The organism is Shewanella sp. GD04112 (assembly GCF_029835735.1).
Classification (GTDB): domain Bacteria; phylum Pseudomonadota; class Gammaproteobacteria; order Enterobacterales; family Shewanellaceae; genus Shewanella.
The window spans coordinates 2,991,175-3,007,523 of record NZ_JAOEAL010000001.1 but is presented as its reverse complement, the minus strand read 5'-3'; the positions used below and the strand labels follow the sequence as shown (position 1 = coordinate 3,007,523).

Annotated in this window: 15 protein-coding genes and 6 tRNA genes; 18 read left to right on the top strand and 3 right to left on the bottom strand. The window is 46.4% G+C overall.

Translation table 11 applies throughout. The annotated features are described in order from the left end of the window. Positions 1 to 144 precede the first annotated feature (144 nt). Positions 145 to 1,551 (top strand): GGDEF domain-containing protein, encoded by a 1,407-nt coding sequence (locus N7386_RS13365; protein WP_041412669.1) that lies wholly within the window; start codon positions 145 to 147, stop codon positions 1,549 to 1,551. A gap of 83 nt (positions 1,552 to 1,634) precedes the next feature. On the opposite strand, the gene N7386_RS13360 is transcribed toward N7386_RS13365, so the two are convergent. Next, positions 1,635 to 2,954, bottom strand: coding sequence for a Na+/H+ antiporter family protein (locus N7386_RS13360; protein WP_011717451.1), 1,320 nt, complete (start codon positions 2,952 to 2,954; stop codon positions 1,635 to 1,637). Positions 2,955 to 3,324: 370 nt separating this feature from the next. On the opposite strand from N7386_RS13360, the gene N7386_RS13355 reads away from it, so the two are divergent. Further along, on the top strand, positions 3,325 to 3,930 hold the full coding sequence (locus N7386_RS13355) for a peroxiredoxin C (RefSeq protein WP_011623136.1): 606 nt from the start codon (positions 3,325 to 3,327) through the stop codon (positions 3,928 to 3,930). A 74-nt stretch (positions 3,931 to 4,004) separates the two neighbouring features. On the opposite strand, the gene rnt is transcribed toward N7386_RS13355, so the two are convergent. Next, positions 4,005 to 4,673, bottom strand: a complete 669-nt coding sequence (gene rnt / locus N7386_RS13350) for a ribonuclease T (protein WP_011717450.1) — start codon at positions 4,671 to 4,673, stop codon at positions 4,005 to 4,007. Positions 4,674 to 4,815: 142 nt separating this feature from the next. Between rnt and motY the strand changes: the two genes are divergently transcribed. Continuing rightward, positions 4,816 to 5,688 carry a flagellar protein MotY gene (gene motY / locus N7386_RS13345; RefSeq protein ID WP_011717449.1) on the top strand — a complete coding sequence of 291 codons (873 nt, stop codon included), beginning with the start codon at positions 4,816 to 4,818 and terminating at the stop codon, positions 5,686 to 5,688. Positions 5,689 to 5,804: 116 nt separating this feature from the next. Here motY and N7386_RS13340 read toward each other — a convergent pair whose 3' ends face one another. Next, positions 5,805 to 6,218, bottom strand: a complete 414-nt coding sequence (locus N7386_RS13340) for an Rrf2 family transcriptional regulator (RefSeq protein WP_011717448.1) — start codon at positions 6,216 to 6,218, stop codon at positions 5,805 to 5,807. A gap of 116 nt (positions 6,219 to 6,334) precedes the next feature. Between N7386_RS13340 and N7386_RS13335 the strand changes: the two genes are divergently transcribed. From N7386_RS13335 to N7386_RS13265, 15 genes are all read left to right on the top strand, one after another. Continuing rightward, positions 6,335 to 7,234, top strand: a complete 900-nt coding sequence (locus tag N7386_RS13335) for an NAD(P)/FAD-dependent oxidoreductase (RefSeq protein WP_011717447.1) — start codon at positions 6,335 to 6,337, stop codon at positions 7,232 to 7,234. Positions 7,235 to 7,938: 704 nt separating this feature from the next. After that, the gene (locus N7386_RS13330; protein WP_279768978.1) at positions 7,939 to 10,119 is read left to right on the top strand and encodes a prolyl oligopeptidase family serine peptidase; all 2,181 of its coding nucleotides are present in this window, start codon (positions 7,939 to 7,941) and stop codon (positions 10,117 to 10,119) included. A 170-nt stretch (positions 10,120 to 10,289) separates the two neighbouring features. After that, positions 10,290 to 10,691, top strand: a complete 402-nt coding sequence (gene ybgC / locus N7386_RS13325) for a tol-pal system-associated acyl-CoA thioesterase (RefSeq protein WP_011626519.1) — start codon at positions 10,290 to 10,292, stop codon at positions 10,689 to 10,691. Further along, on the top strand, positions 10,681 to 11,367 hold the full coding sequence (gene tolQ, locus N7386_RS13320) for a protein TolQ (protein ID WP_011626518.1): 687 nt from the start codon (positions 10,681 to 10,683) through the stop codon (positions 11,365 to 11,367). Before ybgC ends, tolQ begins: the two co-directional genes overlap by 11 nt. Then, entirely contained in the window at positions 11,367 to 11,801 is a 435-nt protein-coding gene (gene tolR, locus N7386_RS13315) for a protein TolR (RefSeq protein ID WP_011623130.1), read from the top strand. Before tolQ ends, tolR begins: the two co-directional genes overlap by 1 nt. After that, positions 11,802 to 12,824, top strand: a complete 1,023-nt coding sequence (gene tolA, locus N7386_RS13310; protein WP_011717445.1) for a cell envelope integrity protein TolA — start codon at positions 11,802 to 11,804, stop codon at positions 12,822 to 12,824. A gap of 9 nt (positions 12,825 to 12,833) precedes the next feature. Continuing rightward, the gene (gene tolB, locus N7386_RS13305; protein WP_011717444.1) at positions 12,834 to 14,162 is read left to right on the top strand and encodes a Tol-Pal system beta propeller repeat protein TolB; all 1,329 of its coding nucleotides are present in this window, start codon (positions 12,834 to 12,836) and stop codon (positions 14,160 to 14,162) included. A 46-nt stretch (positions 14,163 to 14,208) separates the two neighbouring features. Then, entirely contained in the window at positions 14,209 to 14,745 is a 537-nt protein-coding gene (pal, locus tag N7386_RS13300) for a peptidoglycan-associated lipoprotein Pal (RefSeq protein WP_011717443.1), read from the top strand. Between the two features lie 24 nt (positions 14,746 to 14,769). Then, a complete protein-coding gene (ybgF, locus tag N7386_RS13295) occupies positions 14,770 to 15,522 on the top strand; it encodes a tol-pal system protein YbgF (RefSeq protein ID WP_279768977.1) in 753 nt (250 codons plus the stop codon). A 142-nt stretch (positions 15,523 to 15,664) separates the two neighbouring features. After that, a tRNA-Lys gene (locus tag N7386_RS13290) sits at positions 15,665 to 15,740 on the top strand. Between the two features lie 53 nt (positions 15,741 to 15,793). Then, positions 15,794 to 15,869 (top strand) — tRNA-Lys (locus N7386_RS13285). Positions 15,870 to 15,904: 35 nt separating this feature from the next. Then, a tRNA-Lys gene (locus N7386_RS13280) sits at positions 15,905 to 15,992 on the top strand. Between the two features lie 39 nt (positions 15,993 to 16,031). After that, positions 16,032 to 16,107, top strand: a tRNA-Lys gene (locus tag N7386_RS13275). A gap of 34 nt (positions 16,108 to 16,141) precedes the next feature. Next, positions 16,142 to 16,231 (top strand) — tRNA-Lys (locus tag N7386_RS13270). A gap of 35 nt (positions 16,232 to 16,266) precedes the next feature. Continuing rightward, positions 16,267 to 16,342: transfer RNA gene (locus N7386_RS13265), tRNA-Lys, on the top strand. Positions 16,343 to 16,349: the final 7 nt, after the last annotated feature.

Genomic DNA, 16,349 nt, shown 5'->3' with positions numbered 1-16,349 from the left:
TTTTTGGCGTCCGCAATACAAAATTCATCGCCCTTCCCACTGCTTGAACTAGAGTTAACAATAAGATTTATTTCAATTTAATACTTGAACAATACAAATGTTCGTTATATTCAATTCATTTTAAGTAAGATGATCGCAGGGATTATGATTAGTACAAAACTCAGTTGGGCACTGGTTCGTCAATCCTGTTCACTGGCAACATTGATATTTGTTGTCCTGCTGCTCATTCTCTTACCCTTCAAAATCGATAAGGAACATAAGGCTTTCGTTCATTTCCTGAGGGCAAAACACACTGTGCCAAGTTATGTGGAGCTGCTTGGGAAAGGATTGTCGTTACACGATATTATTGATTTTGATAGCGCGCTGCTTGCGCCCTTTAAGCTCGACCCTTCGCGCTTATTATTGCCTCCTGGAAGTCATTTACTGCCGGAAGAAGAGCAAATCATTCGTTATTTTGACTACCTCTATTCGAGTCGCAAGAATGCGGTTCGCGGGGCTTTTGTCTATATCGGCTTATATAAAAGCAATGCCTTGTATGTGGCATCCCCAATTCCTGAAGAAGTGAAAAACCGATTAATTCACGATCACATTTTGACCAATGAGTTTTGTCAGCGGCTGCATTATTGTAGTAAGGACGCGTCGGCGGAGTCCTTGGCGGACGGTATCGTGTTATCGATTCCTTATGTTGATGAAATTACAGGAAATGTAATTTTCTCTATGGCGGCACCGATTTCATCTTCCCACGATCCTGCGCACCTGTGGGGGGATGTGATTGCCGATACGGCATTTATGGCATCGGGATTTATGCGGGGTAAAGGCTATGAGTCGGTGATGACTCCTTATGGCACAGATATAGTGATCACTGGCGACAGCCTCTGGACGCGTATTACGCCAGAGTTCTTGTTTTATCCCATGAGTAATCATCTGGATAACCTCACCACATTAACCTACAAAGTCAGTGTATTACGCTTTGTGGTTCAGTATGTTCCCTTATGGTTCTTGTTGTGCGTGTTAACTGTTATCTTCCAACTCAGATATATGCGCCTTAAACAGCTGCGAGCAGAACGTCAACGGTTCGGCGAAGCGATGCTGCAGGATCCTTTTACTAAAACCTACAATAAGAAGATCTATGAGACGCTGACATTTAAGGCGGCGACCGAGGGCCTGTATGCGGTGATCTGTATCGATGGCGATAAAATCAAAACCATCAATGACACCTACGGACATAAACTGGGCGATATGGCGATTCTGCAAATTGTTGAAGCCATGCGGGCGGTATTTCGGGAGAATGACTTGTTTATCCGCACTGGTGGGGACGAATTTGTGGTGATCCTCAGTAATTGCTCCCAGGATAAAGCGTTACAACTTGCTCATAAGCTTAAAGAGAATGTTGAGCAGCGCCAGTTCTTAAGCATGCTAACGGTATCGTGCGGGGTGGCAGATTCGAGCGGCTATCCATCCTTTGACTCAGTGTTACAGGCGGCGGATAAGGCTTTATACGTGGATAAGGCCAAAAAGGGTGGGCATGTGTCCGATAATAGCCTGCGCTGAGTTCCTTTTACTGAGCTAGCTAGACATTAAAAATTAGGCATAAAAAAGCGTGGTCTTGCCACGCTTTTTTATTGCTATCTGCCCTAGAGCACCATGGCGGCAATCCAACCAAAGACCAGTAAGGGAATATTGTAATGGATAAAGGTTGGGATCACGCTGTCGCGAATATGGTCGTGCTGACCATCGGCATTTAAACCCGAGGTCGGGCCCAATGTTGAGTCAGATGCTGGTGAGCCAGCATCGCCCAAGGCCGCAGCGGTGCCGACTAACGCGATAGTTGCAGGCACTGAAAAACCAAAGCTTAAGGCTAAGGGCACGTAAATTGTCGCGATAATCGGAATGGTCGAGAAGGACGAGCCAATGCCCATGGTGATCAAAAGACCGACCAGTAACATCAAAAAGGCGGCAAGGGCTTTATTATCCCCAATCAATGAACTCAATGACGAGACAAGTGTGCCGACTTCGCCGGTTTCTTTGACTACCGCAGCAAAACCTGCGGCGGAGATCATGATAAAGCCGATATTGGCCATCATGCGCACGCCTTGGGTGAAAATATCTTGATCGGCAACGTGCTTAAGCGCGCCCGAAAAACTGAAGATCATAAAGCCGACTAAGGCGCCGAAGATCATCGAATCGGTTTCAAGTTGCACAAACAGGGTCGCCAGAATCGCAAACGCGGCGATAACGATATTGCGTTTATTGAGGCTTTCTTCAGGTTCGGCGGTCAGTACCTTAGCTTCATCGTAAACCCTAGGTTTGCGGTAACTGAAAAATACCGCGATCAGCAAGCCGACCACCATACCGGCGGCGGGGATCAGCATGGCAGGGGGTATTTGATCGCGTACGGCAACCAATCCATTGCCCGTCAGGTTAGAGAGCAAAATATCATTCAAGAAAATCCCACCAAAGCCTACGGGTAAAATCATATAGGTGGTCACAAGACCGAAGGTCAGCACGCAGGCGACCAGACGGCGGTCGATATTCAGCTTGGTCATCACATGCAGCAGCGGCGGCACGAGTATCGGAATAAAGGCGATATGGATTGGCAGGATATTTTGCGATGCCATCGACATAGCGAGCAGGGATAACAACAATAACCAGCGGACCCAGTTGGTGTTGGTAGCATTGGGATCTTTGCCAAGGCTTTTAATGATGGAGTTGGAGATCAGTGTCGTTAAGCCCGAATGGGATAGTGCCACAGCAAACGCACCAAGTAAGGCATAACTGAGGGCGATTTGTGCGCCGCCACCTAATCCCGTATTGAAGGCATCAATCGTTTGATGCAGATCCATTCCCCCGACCAAACCGGCAACGAGGGCACTGATAGTGAGTGCAATCACCACATTCACCCTCGCCAAACTGAGGGCTAACATTAAACACACTGCAATAACGACTGCATTCATAGACAATATCTTAATTCTGTAAACCAAAGGGACTATTTTTGACTGCAAAGGCCGTGTCTGTCCAGTTTACGGCGGCTTAATCTGAAAAATATCTGAAAATGTGAATTGGGTGGGTTTTTACTGTTAGACGAATGTGTTCTCGCACGCTTACCACTCGTCCAGATTGCTCTATCCTTAAGCAGTAGTGTCAAAATGCCCTTGAAAAATGTGATATTGGTCTTAAATAGGTTGTAAGGCAAAACGCACGACTTATAATGCCTAAAGATTTGATTGGTAAACTCCCTCAAAGACACTCGCGCAAATCAGCGCAAGCGTGTTTAAGGGATGTTTTACTTTAATAGTTAGTTCAACTCATAGATGGAGATATAAAATGAGCGTATTAGTAGGCCGTCCGGCTCCTGATTTTACTGCTGCAGCTGTATTAGGTTCTGGCGAAATCGTAGATAGCTTTAACTTAACTGCGGCCATCAAAGGTAAGCCAGCGGTTGTATTTTTCTATCCACTTGACTTCACTTTCGTTTGTCCATCAGAGTTGATCGCTTTCGATCACCGCATGGAAGAGTTCACTAAGCGTGGTGTTGAAGTGATCGGTGTGTCTATCGATTCTCAATTCACTCACAACGCATGGCGCAACACCCCTGTAGAAAAAGGTGGTATCGGCCAAGTGAAATACACTTTAGTTGCTGACGTTAAACACGACATCTGTAAAGCATACGATGTTGAGCACCCAGAAGCTGGCGTGGCTTTCCGTGGTTCATTCCTGATCGACAAAGAAGGTATGGTACGTCACCAAGTGGTTAACGATCTGCCATTAGGCCGTAACGTTGACGAAATGCTGCGTATGATCGACGCTCTGCAATTCCACGAAGAGCACGGTGATGTATGCCCTGCGGGTTGGGAAAAAGGCGACAAAGGTATGAACGCAAGCACTGAAGGTGTTGCGGCTTACTTAGCAGAAAACGCAAGCTCTCTGTAATTTGCGGATTTTCGCGTAATAATAAAGCTGCCCTAGGGCAGCTTTTTTATTGGACGGTCGATAAGCATTAACGCCTATTCCTCACCATCTGCATCCTCTGACTCACCCGCGGCTAATAATGGCCAACCACCTAACTGCTTCCAGCGGTTGACGATATGGCAAAACAGCTCTGCGGTGCGCTCGGTATCGTAAAGTGCTGAGTGAGCCTCTTTATTATCGAAAGGGATCCCCGCCATGATGCAGGCTTTGGCCAGCACGGTATGGCCAATCGCTAAGCCTGCGAGTGTTGCCGTATCAAAGGTGGCAAAAGGGTGGAAGGGGGATCGTTTTAAGTCACAGCGCTCAATCGCTTTACTCACAAAGCCATGATCGAAGGCGGCATTGTGCGCCACGATAATACTGCGGTGACAATCTGAGGCCTTCTGCGCCTTTTTAACGGCTTTAAAAATCTCTAAGAAGGCTTCTTTTTCGCTTACGGCGCCGCGTAATGGATTGGTGGGATCAATACCATTAAAGGCCAGCGCCTCAGGTTCTAAGTTGGCGCCTTCAAAGGGCTCAATATTGAAATGCAGGGTTTTATCAATGCCGAGCAAGCCTTCATCATCCATTTTTAACAGCGTGACGGCTATTTCCAGCAACGCATCGGTTTGAGAGTTGAAGCCCGCGGTTTCGACATCTATCACTACCGGAAAGTAGCCTCGAAATCGGTGTTTCAATTTGTTTGCGTCGCTAATATCGCTCATTAAAGTACCCAAGAAAAATGATAGGGCGCTATTATGCTAAATGTACTAGGATGTGTCATGTTTGATTGGTGGTTTTATGAGCTAAAGGAACTAAATAGTTTGCCGATAAAACTTCGTAACCGAATAAACACGAGTAAGGGCTATGTGGCGAAAACTGATATTAGTATCAATTTTATGCGTTCCAGCAACTGCAATGGCAGAGTTGCGCCACTATGTGGCCTCTTTGGGCGAATCCCAATGGCGAGTCAGTCAAAACAGCCCCATCGTATGCCGTCTTGAGCATGATATTCCATCTTACGGTAAGGCGATTTTCACCAGCGAAGCGGGTAAACAGTTAAACCTTAACTTTACCTTGGACATGTGGGTGAAACCGGACCAAGTCACACAGGCGACCTTGATGAGTCGCGCCCCCCAGTGGCGTCCTGGCGTAGTATCGAAAGAAATCACTTCACTACGTTACCAAAAGTATTTTAATGGTGAAGTACCAAAGCGTGCCGCTTGGTCGATGTTGAGCGAACTGAGCCGTGGCATGGAGCCGACGTTTTATTATGCCGATTGGTATAACGAATCGAATAAAATTGCGGTAGGGCTGTCGGCGGCGAACTTTGGCCGTAAATATGCTGAGTTTAAGTCGTGCCTATCACACTTATTGCCATACAGTTTCGAGGATATCGCCTTTACCGTACTGAATTACGAAGAAGGCGGCACCGATTTAACCCGTTTCTCACAGCAGCAGCTTTCCCGCATTCAGGAATACTTGTCCTACGATCCGGATGTGGAACTGGTGTTAGTCGATGCCTATACCGACAGTTACGGTGGCCGCTCCGTTAACCAAAAAGTATCGGATAAGCGCGCAGAATCGGTAAAAGATTTCTTTGTCGCCAGCGGTATTCCTCAGGATAGGATTGTCACTGTTGGCCATGGTGAGCGCCGTCATGTGGCATCGAATGATGATATTGAGGAGCGAGCACTCAACCGCCGCGTCGTTATCCGGATCAGTAAGCCGCTGATGTGATATTTGGCTCTAAGTTCTAGTTTCGTTCAGTTTAAATGCACTTCATATAAACCAACAATGCCAAGCCTTCTGACTTGGCGTTATTGGTTTCTTTCTTCTCACAGTTTATGCGCTCATTATACCGATTGAGTAAACGCCAATTTATCTAAGGTGATCTCACCAAATCGTTGCAGCAACAATGACTCAGCTTCTTGCATAACGTCCTTTAATGCGTCGTTGACGGCTATTTCAATAGGGCAGTTATTGTGTTCATCAGTCAGGCCAATCGTAAAAAAGGCACTGTCTCCTAGTGCTTGATGAATTTCCAGCAGAGTGATCTTGGCAAGTGGTTTTGCCAAAGCCCAGCCGCCAGCATGCCCTTTGCTTGAGGTGACATAACCTTGATCTCGCAGTAGCGCCATTGTTCGGCGAACCACCACGGGGTTAGTTCCAATCATTTCGGCCATTTTTTCGGAAGTGAGCTGCGTTGCAAATGCATCTAAATGCACAAGAATGTGTAATACACGCGATAATCGACTGTCTTTTCTCATACAACACCTATTGCTATTTCGTCGAAGCATATCATGAAACTTTTGAAGTTACATGTGTTGATTCTCACAATATTATCATGTAACAATAAAAGTTACACAAATAGAAGGGGTGATTTATGCAAGTCGAAATTGTCATTATTGGTGGTAGTTTTGCTGGGTTAGCAGCCGCTTTGCAATTAGCAAGGGCGCAGCGAAAGGTTGTGGTCATTGATGCTAATCAACCACGGAATAGGTTTGCCCATGCCTCACATGGGGTGTTTGGCCTAGATGGTAAAACGCCAGCGGAAATAAGAACGACTGTCCTTGCACAGTTGGAGCAGTATCCAAGTTTTTCGTTGCAGGAAACACAAGCCATTGGTGTCGAACAAACACAAACGGGTTATGCGGTCTTAACGGCTGACGGTATGAATATTCGCTGTCAGAGGTTGATTTTAGCTATGGGTATCCAAGATACATTGCCAAATATTGAGGGAGTAGCGACATATTGGGGGAAAGCCGTTGCTCACTGTCCTTATTGCCATGGTTATGAATTGCGGGGTAAATCCTTGGGGGTTCTGGCAAGTGGTGAATTAGCCATGCATCAAGCCCTTATGCTGCCTGATTGGGGGCCGACGACATTATTTACGCAACAAGCCTTTGTTCCCAACGATGGCGAACGACATGCCCTTGCCAAACGGCAAGTACAAATTGAAACCACCCCAATAGTTTCAGTGCATGGTGATGGTGAATTGCTCACCCACGTGGTACTCGCAGATGGGCGCACGGTTGCATTACAAGGTTTATTTGTTGCGCCGCAAATCCAGCTGCCAACGCCTCTGATTGAGATGTTAGGTTTAGCGCTTGAAGCGGGCCCACTTGGTAATATTGTTAAAGTGGATGCGCAAAAGGAAAGTTCTTTGTTGGGGGTGTTTGTTGCAGGTGATCTATCCAACCAGATGCAAAGTGCAACACTTGCCATCGCCTCGGGAACTATGGCGGGAATAGCGGCTCACCGTAGCCTTATTTTTACTTCCTAACTGACAAGTGCTCATTTTGAACAAGTGCTATAGACGCACGTTAATCCCGATTGTTTATAACGTCTCACAGTGGATTACTATTTGTCATGGTTTGCTGTAGTGGGACTTAGGCTGAACACGGTTGCTTGCCATATGGCTTTTATCGCGTGTGGTTCTCGGAGATTTTTATGTAACAAAAAACGACTGAAAATCGCTAGAGTTTAGCTGTGTGTTTGAATCGAGATAAAAAAAAGCCCGCTTAAACTAAGCGGGCCGCAAAAAATGCATTTGCAATCAACAAATTGAAGGAAGGAAGTCAAGCATAAGAACCAGGGATGAACTGACATCTTAAAAAGACACCAGTTTAAAAGTTCTTTGTTTTCCATATCCGCTAGCGGATATCTCCTGAAAACAAGCACATTCTAGTGTGTCCCAAAGGCTCAAGCAAACGAGAAAAATTGCCCTGACACATTAGCAAAACTAATGGATAATTAAGTGATCTGGCTCACTTAAGTCACTATTTAGCTTGATTAACAACTTGTCAGTCAGAATTAATGCATAAAAATACACTTCAATAAACTCATCATTGCTACCACTTTGTTAAATCTTGTCTCTTAGCGAGAAAAGCTCATCTTTTGCTGTGGCATTGCCATGAAAAATTTTGCTTGTATAGTACTTGCTGCAAAAGAGCGTTAAGCCAGACATCACCAAAAGGACGATAAAAGATGGCATTAAGATTTCGCCTTGCCCAGCAAGGTTTATTAGTGGCCACATTGGGCATGGCGTTGGCCGCCTGCCAGAGTGGCAATACGCCAGAAGAGGCCGCACAGCAGGTCAGCGCCAACAAATTGGTTTACCCTGAAACCCGAAAAGACAACTTAGTCGAGACGATTCACGGTGTTGCAGTGGCGGACCCTTACCGTCACCTTGAAGAAAACACGCCAGAAACCGAAAGCTGGGTAAAAGAACAACAGGCCTTTGGTCAAGCTTACTTGGCGAAGATCCCCAACAAACAAGCCGTGGTTGACCGTATCACAGAGCTGTGGAACTACGAGAAAATCTCAGCTCCTTTCGAGAATGGCGATAACCAGTTTTATTACCGTAACGATGGTTTACAAGCGCAATCGGTACTGTATGTAAAAGGCAAAGACGGCGTTGAGAAACCTGTACTGGATCCAAATGGTTTTTCAGCCGATGGAACTGTGGCGCTTTCCGGCGTATCAGTCAGTAATGACGGCAAGATTTTAGCCTATGGTGTGTCTCAGTCGGGCTCTGACTGGCAGCAGTGGCAGTTTATCGATATTGCCACGGGTAAAAAGCTTAAAGATGAACTCAACTGGATTAAATTCTCCAGCGCGGTGTGGGATAAGGAAAACCAAGGTGTTTTCTATGCCCGTTACGATGCGCCCGCGGGCGGTGATTTACTGGCCGATGTGAATTTTAATCAAAAAGTGTATTACCACAAATTAGGCACAGATCAGCGCCAAGATTTATTGATTTACGAACGCCCACAAAATAAAGATTGGGGCTTCGGTATCGATGTGTCTGAGCAGGGCGAATATTTACTGTTGTCAATTTCCCAAGGCACAGACAAACGTAATCGTTTCTTCTATAAATCACTGTTTGAACCTAAAGCGCAGGTGGTGGAATTAATCCTTAACCTCGAGGCGGAATATGAGTTTTTAGGTAATGATGGCGCCGTATTTTATTTCAAGACCGATTTAGATGCGCCAAACGGTAAAGTGATTGCCATCGATACCCGTAATAGTGATAAATCCCAGTGGCAAACCATTATTCCAGAATCGAAAGATCCTATTAATAAAGTGGCCATTATTAATGACCATTTAGTCGTGAGTTATTTGCACGATGTATTGGGACAGTTATCGATTTTCAGCATGGGCGGACAAAAGCGTCAGGATGTCACTTTACCTGGTAAAGGTAATGTTGCCGGACCTTTCGGCAAGGCGAGTAAAGACTATTTCTACTATGTCTTTAACAGCTATATTCAACCCGAAACCACCTATAAGTTCGATTTTAAAACGGCAGAATCGACAGTGGTCGCTAAGCCGCAGGTGTCGTTCAATCCCGATGACTATGTGTCTGAGCAAGTGTTTTACACCAGTAAGGACGGTACTCGCGTTCCTATGATGGTGTCCTACAAGAAGGGGGTGGTGAAGAATGGTCAAAACCCAACGCTACTCTATGCCTATGGCGGTTTTGCGATTTCAATGACGCCGCGTTTTAGTCCTGCCAACATCGCTTGGTTAGATATGGGCGGCATTTACGCCGTGCCAAGTTTGCGTGGCGGCGCGGATTACGGTGAAAGCTGGCACCAAGCAGGGATGTTCGATAAGAAGCAAAATGTGTTTGATGACTATTTTGCGGCGGCCGAATACCTGATCAACGAAAAATACACCAACAGCTCTAAGTTAGGTGCCTATGGTCGCAGTAACGGTGGTTTGTTGATGGGCGCTGCTGTCACCCAACGCCCAGAACTGTTTGCCGCCGTGTTACCGGCCGTGGGTGTGCTGGATATGCTGCGCTTCCATAAGTTCACCATTGGCTGGGCTTGGACCAGTGAATACGGCAGTGCCGACAACGCTGAGCAATTCCCTGCGCTATTGGCTTACTCGCCTTACCATAACGTTAAAGCGCAGGCCTATCCTGCGACTATGGTGATGACGGCCGATCACGATGACCGTGTAGTTCCGCTACACAGCTTTAAGTTTGCTGCCATGATGCAAGAGAAGCAGCAGGGCGATAAACCCGTCATTATGCGCATTGAGTCCAATGCAGGGCACGGTGCGGGCAAACCGACGGCGATGAAGATCGACGAGTTTGCCGACATTTACAGCTTCCTGTGGCAAAGCTTTGGGCTGACATTGCCGCAAACCCTCGCAAAATAGCGAACTATGTTAATGAAATGGGGTCGTTTGACCCCATTGTTATTTACAAATCCCTCAATTGCGCTGAAACCCGCGCTATCCCTATCTATATCTTCGTCGGGTCATTCACAAGTCTTGTTTCCCTAGGTATAGTAAGCGTCAATTTTTCAACCAAAATTTGCTGATTTCAAATGACGTTTAATTGGCCCATTTCAGTCTATTACGAAGACACCGACGCAGGCGGCGTTGTCTATCATTCGAACTATCTCAATTTTTTTGAGCGGGCGCGAACCGAGTGGTTAAGAGCCTTAGGCGTAAGCCAGACTGCACTGTTAGCCGATGATACGGCGTTTGTGGTTAAGCGGGCGGAATTGGATTTTAAAAAAGCCGCGCGTTTTGAACAGAACCTTATTGTAGAAACTAAGGTCATAGAGTTGAAAAAGGCCTCGTTGGTATTTCATCAACGTTTGGTTGATCATCAGGGAGACTGTTATTGTGAAGGTACAGTGCTAGTGGCCTGTGTTGCCTTATCACGAATGCGGCCCCGAGCTATTCCCTTAAATATTGTGCAGGAGTTTGACAGTGCAAGCTGATATGTCGATTGTTGGGTTATTTTTACAAGCCAGTTTATTAGTGAAATTTGTGATGTTCACTTTACTTTGCTTGTCTGTAATGTCTTGGACGGTGATTTTACAACGCCGTAGCTTATTGACATCTGCAAAAAGTAAATCGGCAAAATTTGAAGATAAATTTTGGTCAGGCGTTGATTTAAACCGTCTGTATAAAGAATTATCGGCTCGTCCTGATAATACTGGCTTAGAGTCATTATTTGTGACGGGTTTTAAAGAATATTCACGTCTGAATAAATTAAATAGCAAAGTGCCCGATGCGGTGATGGATGGGACTTCACGTGCGATGCGCGTCACCTTATCCCGTGAATTAGAAAAGTTAGAAGCCAACTTACCTTTATTGGCAACTATTGGTTCGACTAGCCCTTATATCGGTTTGTTTGGTACGGTATGGGGTATTATGAATTCATTTATCGCTATCGGCTCAATGGAAAACGCGACGCTTGCCATGGTGGCGCCAGGTATTGCTGAAGCACTGATTGCAACCGCAATGGGTCTGTTTGCGGCAATCCCTGCTGTTATCGCTTATAACCGTTTTGCCACCCAAGTTGAAAAGCTGGAAATCGGTTACGCTAACTTTATGGAAGAGTTTTCTAGCATCCTGCATCGCCAAGCGTACAGTGAGAAGGAAGGCGTATAATGCAAGTCGGTTATCAGCGTAAACGTCGTCGCCCCGTTGCCGAAATCAACGTGGTGCCTTATATCGACGTCATGCTCGTGCTGCTGATTATTTTCATGGTAACAGCGCCGATTGTGACCCAAGGGGTGAAAGTGGAGCTGCCTCAAGGGGCGGCCGAAGTGCTGCCTGCGGACAGTAAGCCACCAGTGGTAGCGTCTATCGATGCCGACGGCGCTTATTTCCTCAATCAGGGCGGTTCCAATAACGAAGAGATGGAATTGGATGAGTTAGCCACCGCCGTCGCTGCAATCATGGTGACTGAGCCTGAGCGCCCAGTGGTGGTGAAAGCCGATAGAAATATTCCTTACGATAACGTGATCCAATTGATGGTGACCCTGCAGCAGGCAGGCGTTCCCTCAGTCGGTTTGATGACGGATTCACCCAAGGAGAAATAGGTGGCGGATAATTCAAATGTTGCATTACCTCTGTCGATTTCAGCAGGTATTCATATTGGCGTGATAATTATTCTGGCCATTGGCATAGATTTCACCCATAAACCTGAACCTGTGCAACAAGTTAGCGCCCCTGCAGTAAAAGCTGTTATGGTTGATCAGCAAAAAGTGGCTAATCAAGTTGAAAAGCTTAAGCAGGAAAAGCGCGATGCCGAGCGCCGCGAACGTGAACGCCAAGCCGAACTTGAACGCAAAGCACAGGAAGCAAAGCAAGCCCGTGAGCGTGAACAAGCACAGTTGAAGAAACTGGCGGAAGAACGTAAGCAGCAGGAAATTGAGACCCAAAAGGCCAATGATGCCGCGAAAGCCGCGCAGGTGAAGCAGCAACAGGAAAAGGAAAAAGCGCAGAAAGCTGAAGCCGACCGCAAGCAAAAGGAGCAGGAACGTAAACTTGCTGAAGATGCAGCCCAAAAAGCGGCAGAAAAACGCAAAGTAGAAGAGGCCGCAGCCGCGAAAGCCGAGGCCGACCGAAAGCAGAAGGAAGCCGAAGCCAAGGCGAAAGCAGAGGCAGACGCTAAGGCTAAAGCGGAGGCAAAAGCCAAGGCCGATGCAGAAGCGAAAGCAAAAGCCGAAGCTAAGGCAAAAGCGGATGCTGAAGCTAAGGCTCGTGCTCAGCAAGAGCAGGAAATGGCCGATGCGTTAGCCGCCGAGCAGGCTGCGTTATCGCAAACCATGAATAAGCAAATGCAAACGGAAGTGGGTAAATACACCGCGATGATTAAATCGACAATTCAACGTAACCTAGTGGTTGACGAGTCGATGCGCGGTAAAACCTGTACTGTTTCTGTACGTTTAGCCAATGATGGTTTTGTGATCAGCAGTCAGACGCAGGGTGGCGATCCTAATGTGTGCCGTGCAGCAAAAGCGGCGATCTTAAAAGCGGGCAAGTTACCAGTGTCTCCGGATCCTGCGGTTTATAACTTGATGAAAGAAATTAACTTAATCGTTGAACCAACGTTTAATTAAAGGAGTCCCATGAAAATTTTGGCAAAATGGTTAGCATTGGCGGTTCTGCTTTGCACTATGCCGGCAAAAGCGGCGCTGGATATTGTGATCACTGAGGGTGTGGATGCGGCGCGTCCAATCGCAGTGATGCCATTCCAATGGCAAGGTGCGGGTGCGCCACCCCAGGCGATTGCCGATGTGGTGATGTCTGACTTAATTCGTAGCGGTACCTTCAAACCATTAGATGAATTAGGGTTACCACAACGTGGTATCGGTGCCTTAGCCCAGTTTGACGCGAGCGCGTGGGCCAATGTCGGTGCCGAAGCTGTCGTCGTGGGGTCGGTAAAACCTTATGGTACGGATCAGTTTTTGGTGAGTTTTGACCTTATCGATTTGGTTAAAGCGCAAAACCAAGCGTTAAAAGGCCCTACCAGTGCTACGGAATTTTTGATGGACAGTCGCCAAACAGTGATTTCTGCGGCGCAGTTCCGTCAATATGGCCACCGTATTAGCGATATCGTCTATGAGAAGTTGACGGGGATTCGTGGTGCGTTCTTAACCCGTATTTCTTACGTGGTGGTGAATCACACTCAGAAAGCGGCTTATTCACTGATGATCGCCGACTATGACGGTTATAACGAGCAAATGTTACTGCGCTCTCCAGAGCCGCTGATGTCGCCTTCTTGGTCTCCCGATGGTCGTCGTTTAGCCTATGTAAGCTTTGAAAACAAAAAGGCTGAGATTTTTGTTCAGGATCTATACACCCAAGTGCGTACAAAGGTGAGCAGCTTCCCTGGCATTAACGGTGCACCGACTTTCTCGCCCGATGGTAAATCCTTGGCTGTGACCCTCTCAAAGGATGGCCAACCTGAGATTTACGTTATCGATATCGCCACTAAGGCGGCAAAACGTATTACCAACCACTATTCCATCGATACTGAGCCATCTTGGTATCCCGATGGCAAGTCATTGTTGTTTACCTCCGAGCGCGGTGGTAGACCACAGTTATATCGTGTAGATTTAAATTCAGGCAAAGTGACCCGTGAAACCTTTGAAGGTGAATGGAATTTAGGTGGTTCAATTACCCCTGATGGTCGCAGCATGATTTTTGTGAATCGCACAAACGGTAAATTTAATATTGCACGTATGGATTTGAGTACGCGCTTTATGCAGGTGCTGACATCGACACGTTTGGATGAATCTCCAAGTGTGGCCCCTAATGGTACTATGGTGATTTATGGCACTACGTATCAAGGCAAGCAAGTTTTAGCAGCTGTTTCTACGGACGGACGCTTTAAAGCGAGATTACCGGTAGGTCAGGGCGAGGTGAAATCACCTTCTTGGTCTCCGTTTCTCTAATGTATTAGCTAGATTTATTCACATTTAATTTTATAAGGAACAGATAATGGATCTGAACAAGTTGTTAAAAGCTATGTTGGTAGCACTTCCAATTATGGCTATTAGTGCGTGTAGCTCAACTTCTGAATCAGAAACTGATGCAATGGGCTCTACAAACGGTTCTGGTAGCGAACTGAATGGTGGTGGCGTTCAAACTGGCGGTATTGGTGGAATGTTGTCACCTGAAGAGCAACAACGTCAGCAACTCGAGCAGTTGAGAAAAGAACACATCATTTACTTCGACTTCGACCGCAGTGAAGTTCAAACTGAATTCGCCGCCGTACTCGAAGCCCACGGTACTTATTTAGTTGAGCACCCAAGCGTACGTGTATTGATTGAAGGTCATGCCGACGAGCGTGGCACGCCAGAATACAACATCGCACTGGGTGAGCGTCGTGCTAAAGCTGTTGCTAAATACTTACAAGGCATGGGTGTACAACCTAGCCAAATGAGCATCGTAAGCTATGGCGAAGAAAAGCCACTTGACTTCACTCGTACCGATGAAGGTTTTGCTAAAAACCGTCGTGCAGTTTTAGTTTACTAAGATTGAATTACGGAGAGTAACTAGATGAAACGTGCCGTCTTAATTACGGCAATGTTCTTCGGCGCAGGAGCTGCAGTGGCAGCTCCTGCTCCTGCTGAAGATATTGCTGGTGGTTCAGGTGATGACAGACTTGCTCGTTTAGAGCGCATTGTAAAATCGAGACAACAAAGCGAAATTGATATGCAGCGCCGTCTGGATACTTTGCAACAAGAAGTTCTCGACTTACGTGGTTTGACCGAACAACAGAATTATCAAATAGAGCAGATGCAACAACGTCAGCGTCAGCTTTACGATGAAATTGCCAATTTATCCTCCAAAGCCGCTGCTGCGCCAGCTGCTTCTACTCCTGCAACGCCTGCTGCTGTGGCAGCTACCGCCAATGCCGCCGCCAGTAGCTTAAGTGAAACGGCCAGCTACGAAAGTGCGGTGAACTTAGTGCTGAAAGAGCGCAAGTATGACGATGCTATCCCAGCGTTTCGTGCCTTCATTAAACAGTATCCAGATTCAGTCTATGCTGCCAACGCCAACTATTGGTTAGGACAGTTACTGTTTAATAAGAGTGAATTTGCTGAAGCCAAACAAGCCTTCAATACTGTCGTGACCCGTTTTAGTGATTCGAACAAACGTGGTGACAGTCTAGTGAAGCTTGGCATGATCGCAGAGAAAACCGGTGATAAAGCCGGCGCGACTCAATACTACCAACAAGTAGTAAAAGACTACGCCAACAGCGCTGCAGCACGCATTGCACAACAACAATTGGCTGCAATTAAAGCATAATTAACTAAAAAACATACTCTTAGTCTGTTTTTCATGCAAACGACAAAAAATTGGGAATTTACGCTTGCATGGGAAAATGAAAAAGGTATTATAGGCGCCCTCGGAACGGCGAGGTCGTTCGGGGCGCAAAATACCAGTAAATGGGTCGTTAGCTCAGTCGGTAGAGCAGTTGGCTTTTAACCAATTGGTCGAAGGTTCGAATCCTTCACGACCCACCACTTACTCTAGTAAATAGAATAAGTTAGCGGTATTTGAAGTTTGTAAATAAGATGGGTCGTTAGCTCAGTCGGTAGAGCAGTTGGCTTTTAACCAATTGGTCGAAGGTTCGAATCCTTCACGACCCACCACTTTTCTGAGAGTGTAAAATTCAGAGTCCTTAGATGGGTCGTTAGCTCAGTCGCTTATTTTATAAAGCTAGGGCAGTTGGCTTTTAACCAATCAGTCGAATGGTTTAAATCCTTCACGATTCACACACTTTTCTGAAAGTGTAAAATTCAGAGTCCTTAGATGGGTCGTTAGCTCAGTCGGTAGAGCAGTTGGCTTTTAACCAATTGGTCGAAGGTTCGAATCCTTCACGACCCACCACTTTTCTGGAAGTGTAAAATTCAGAGTCTTAGATGGGTCGTTAGCCTGTCGCTTATTTTATAAAGCGAGGGCAGTAGGCTTTTAACCAATCAATCGAATGGTTTAAATCCTTCACGATTCGCCACTTTTCTGAGAGTGTAAAATTCAGAGTCCTTAGATGGGTCGTTAGCTCAGTCGGTAGAGCAGTTGGCTTTTAACCAATTGGTCGAAGGTTCGAATCCTTCACGACCCACCACTCTAAA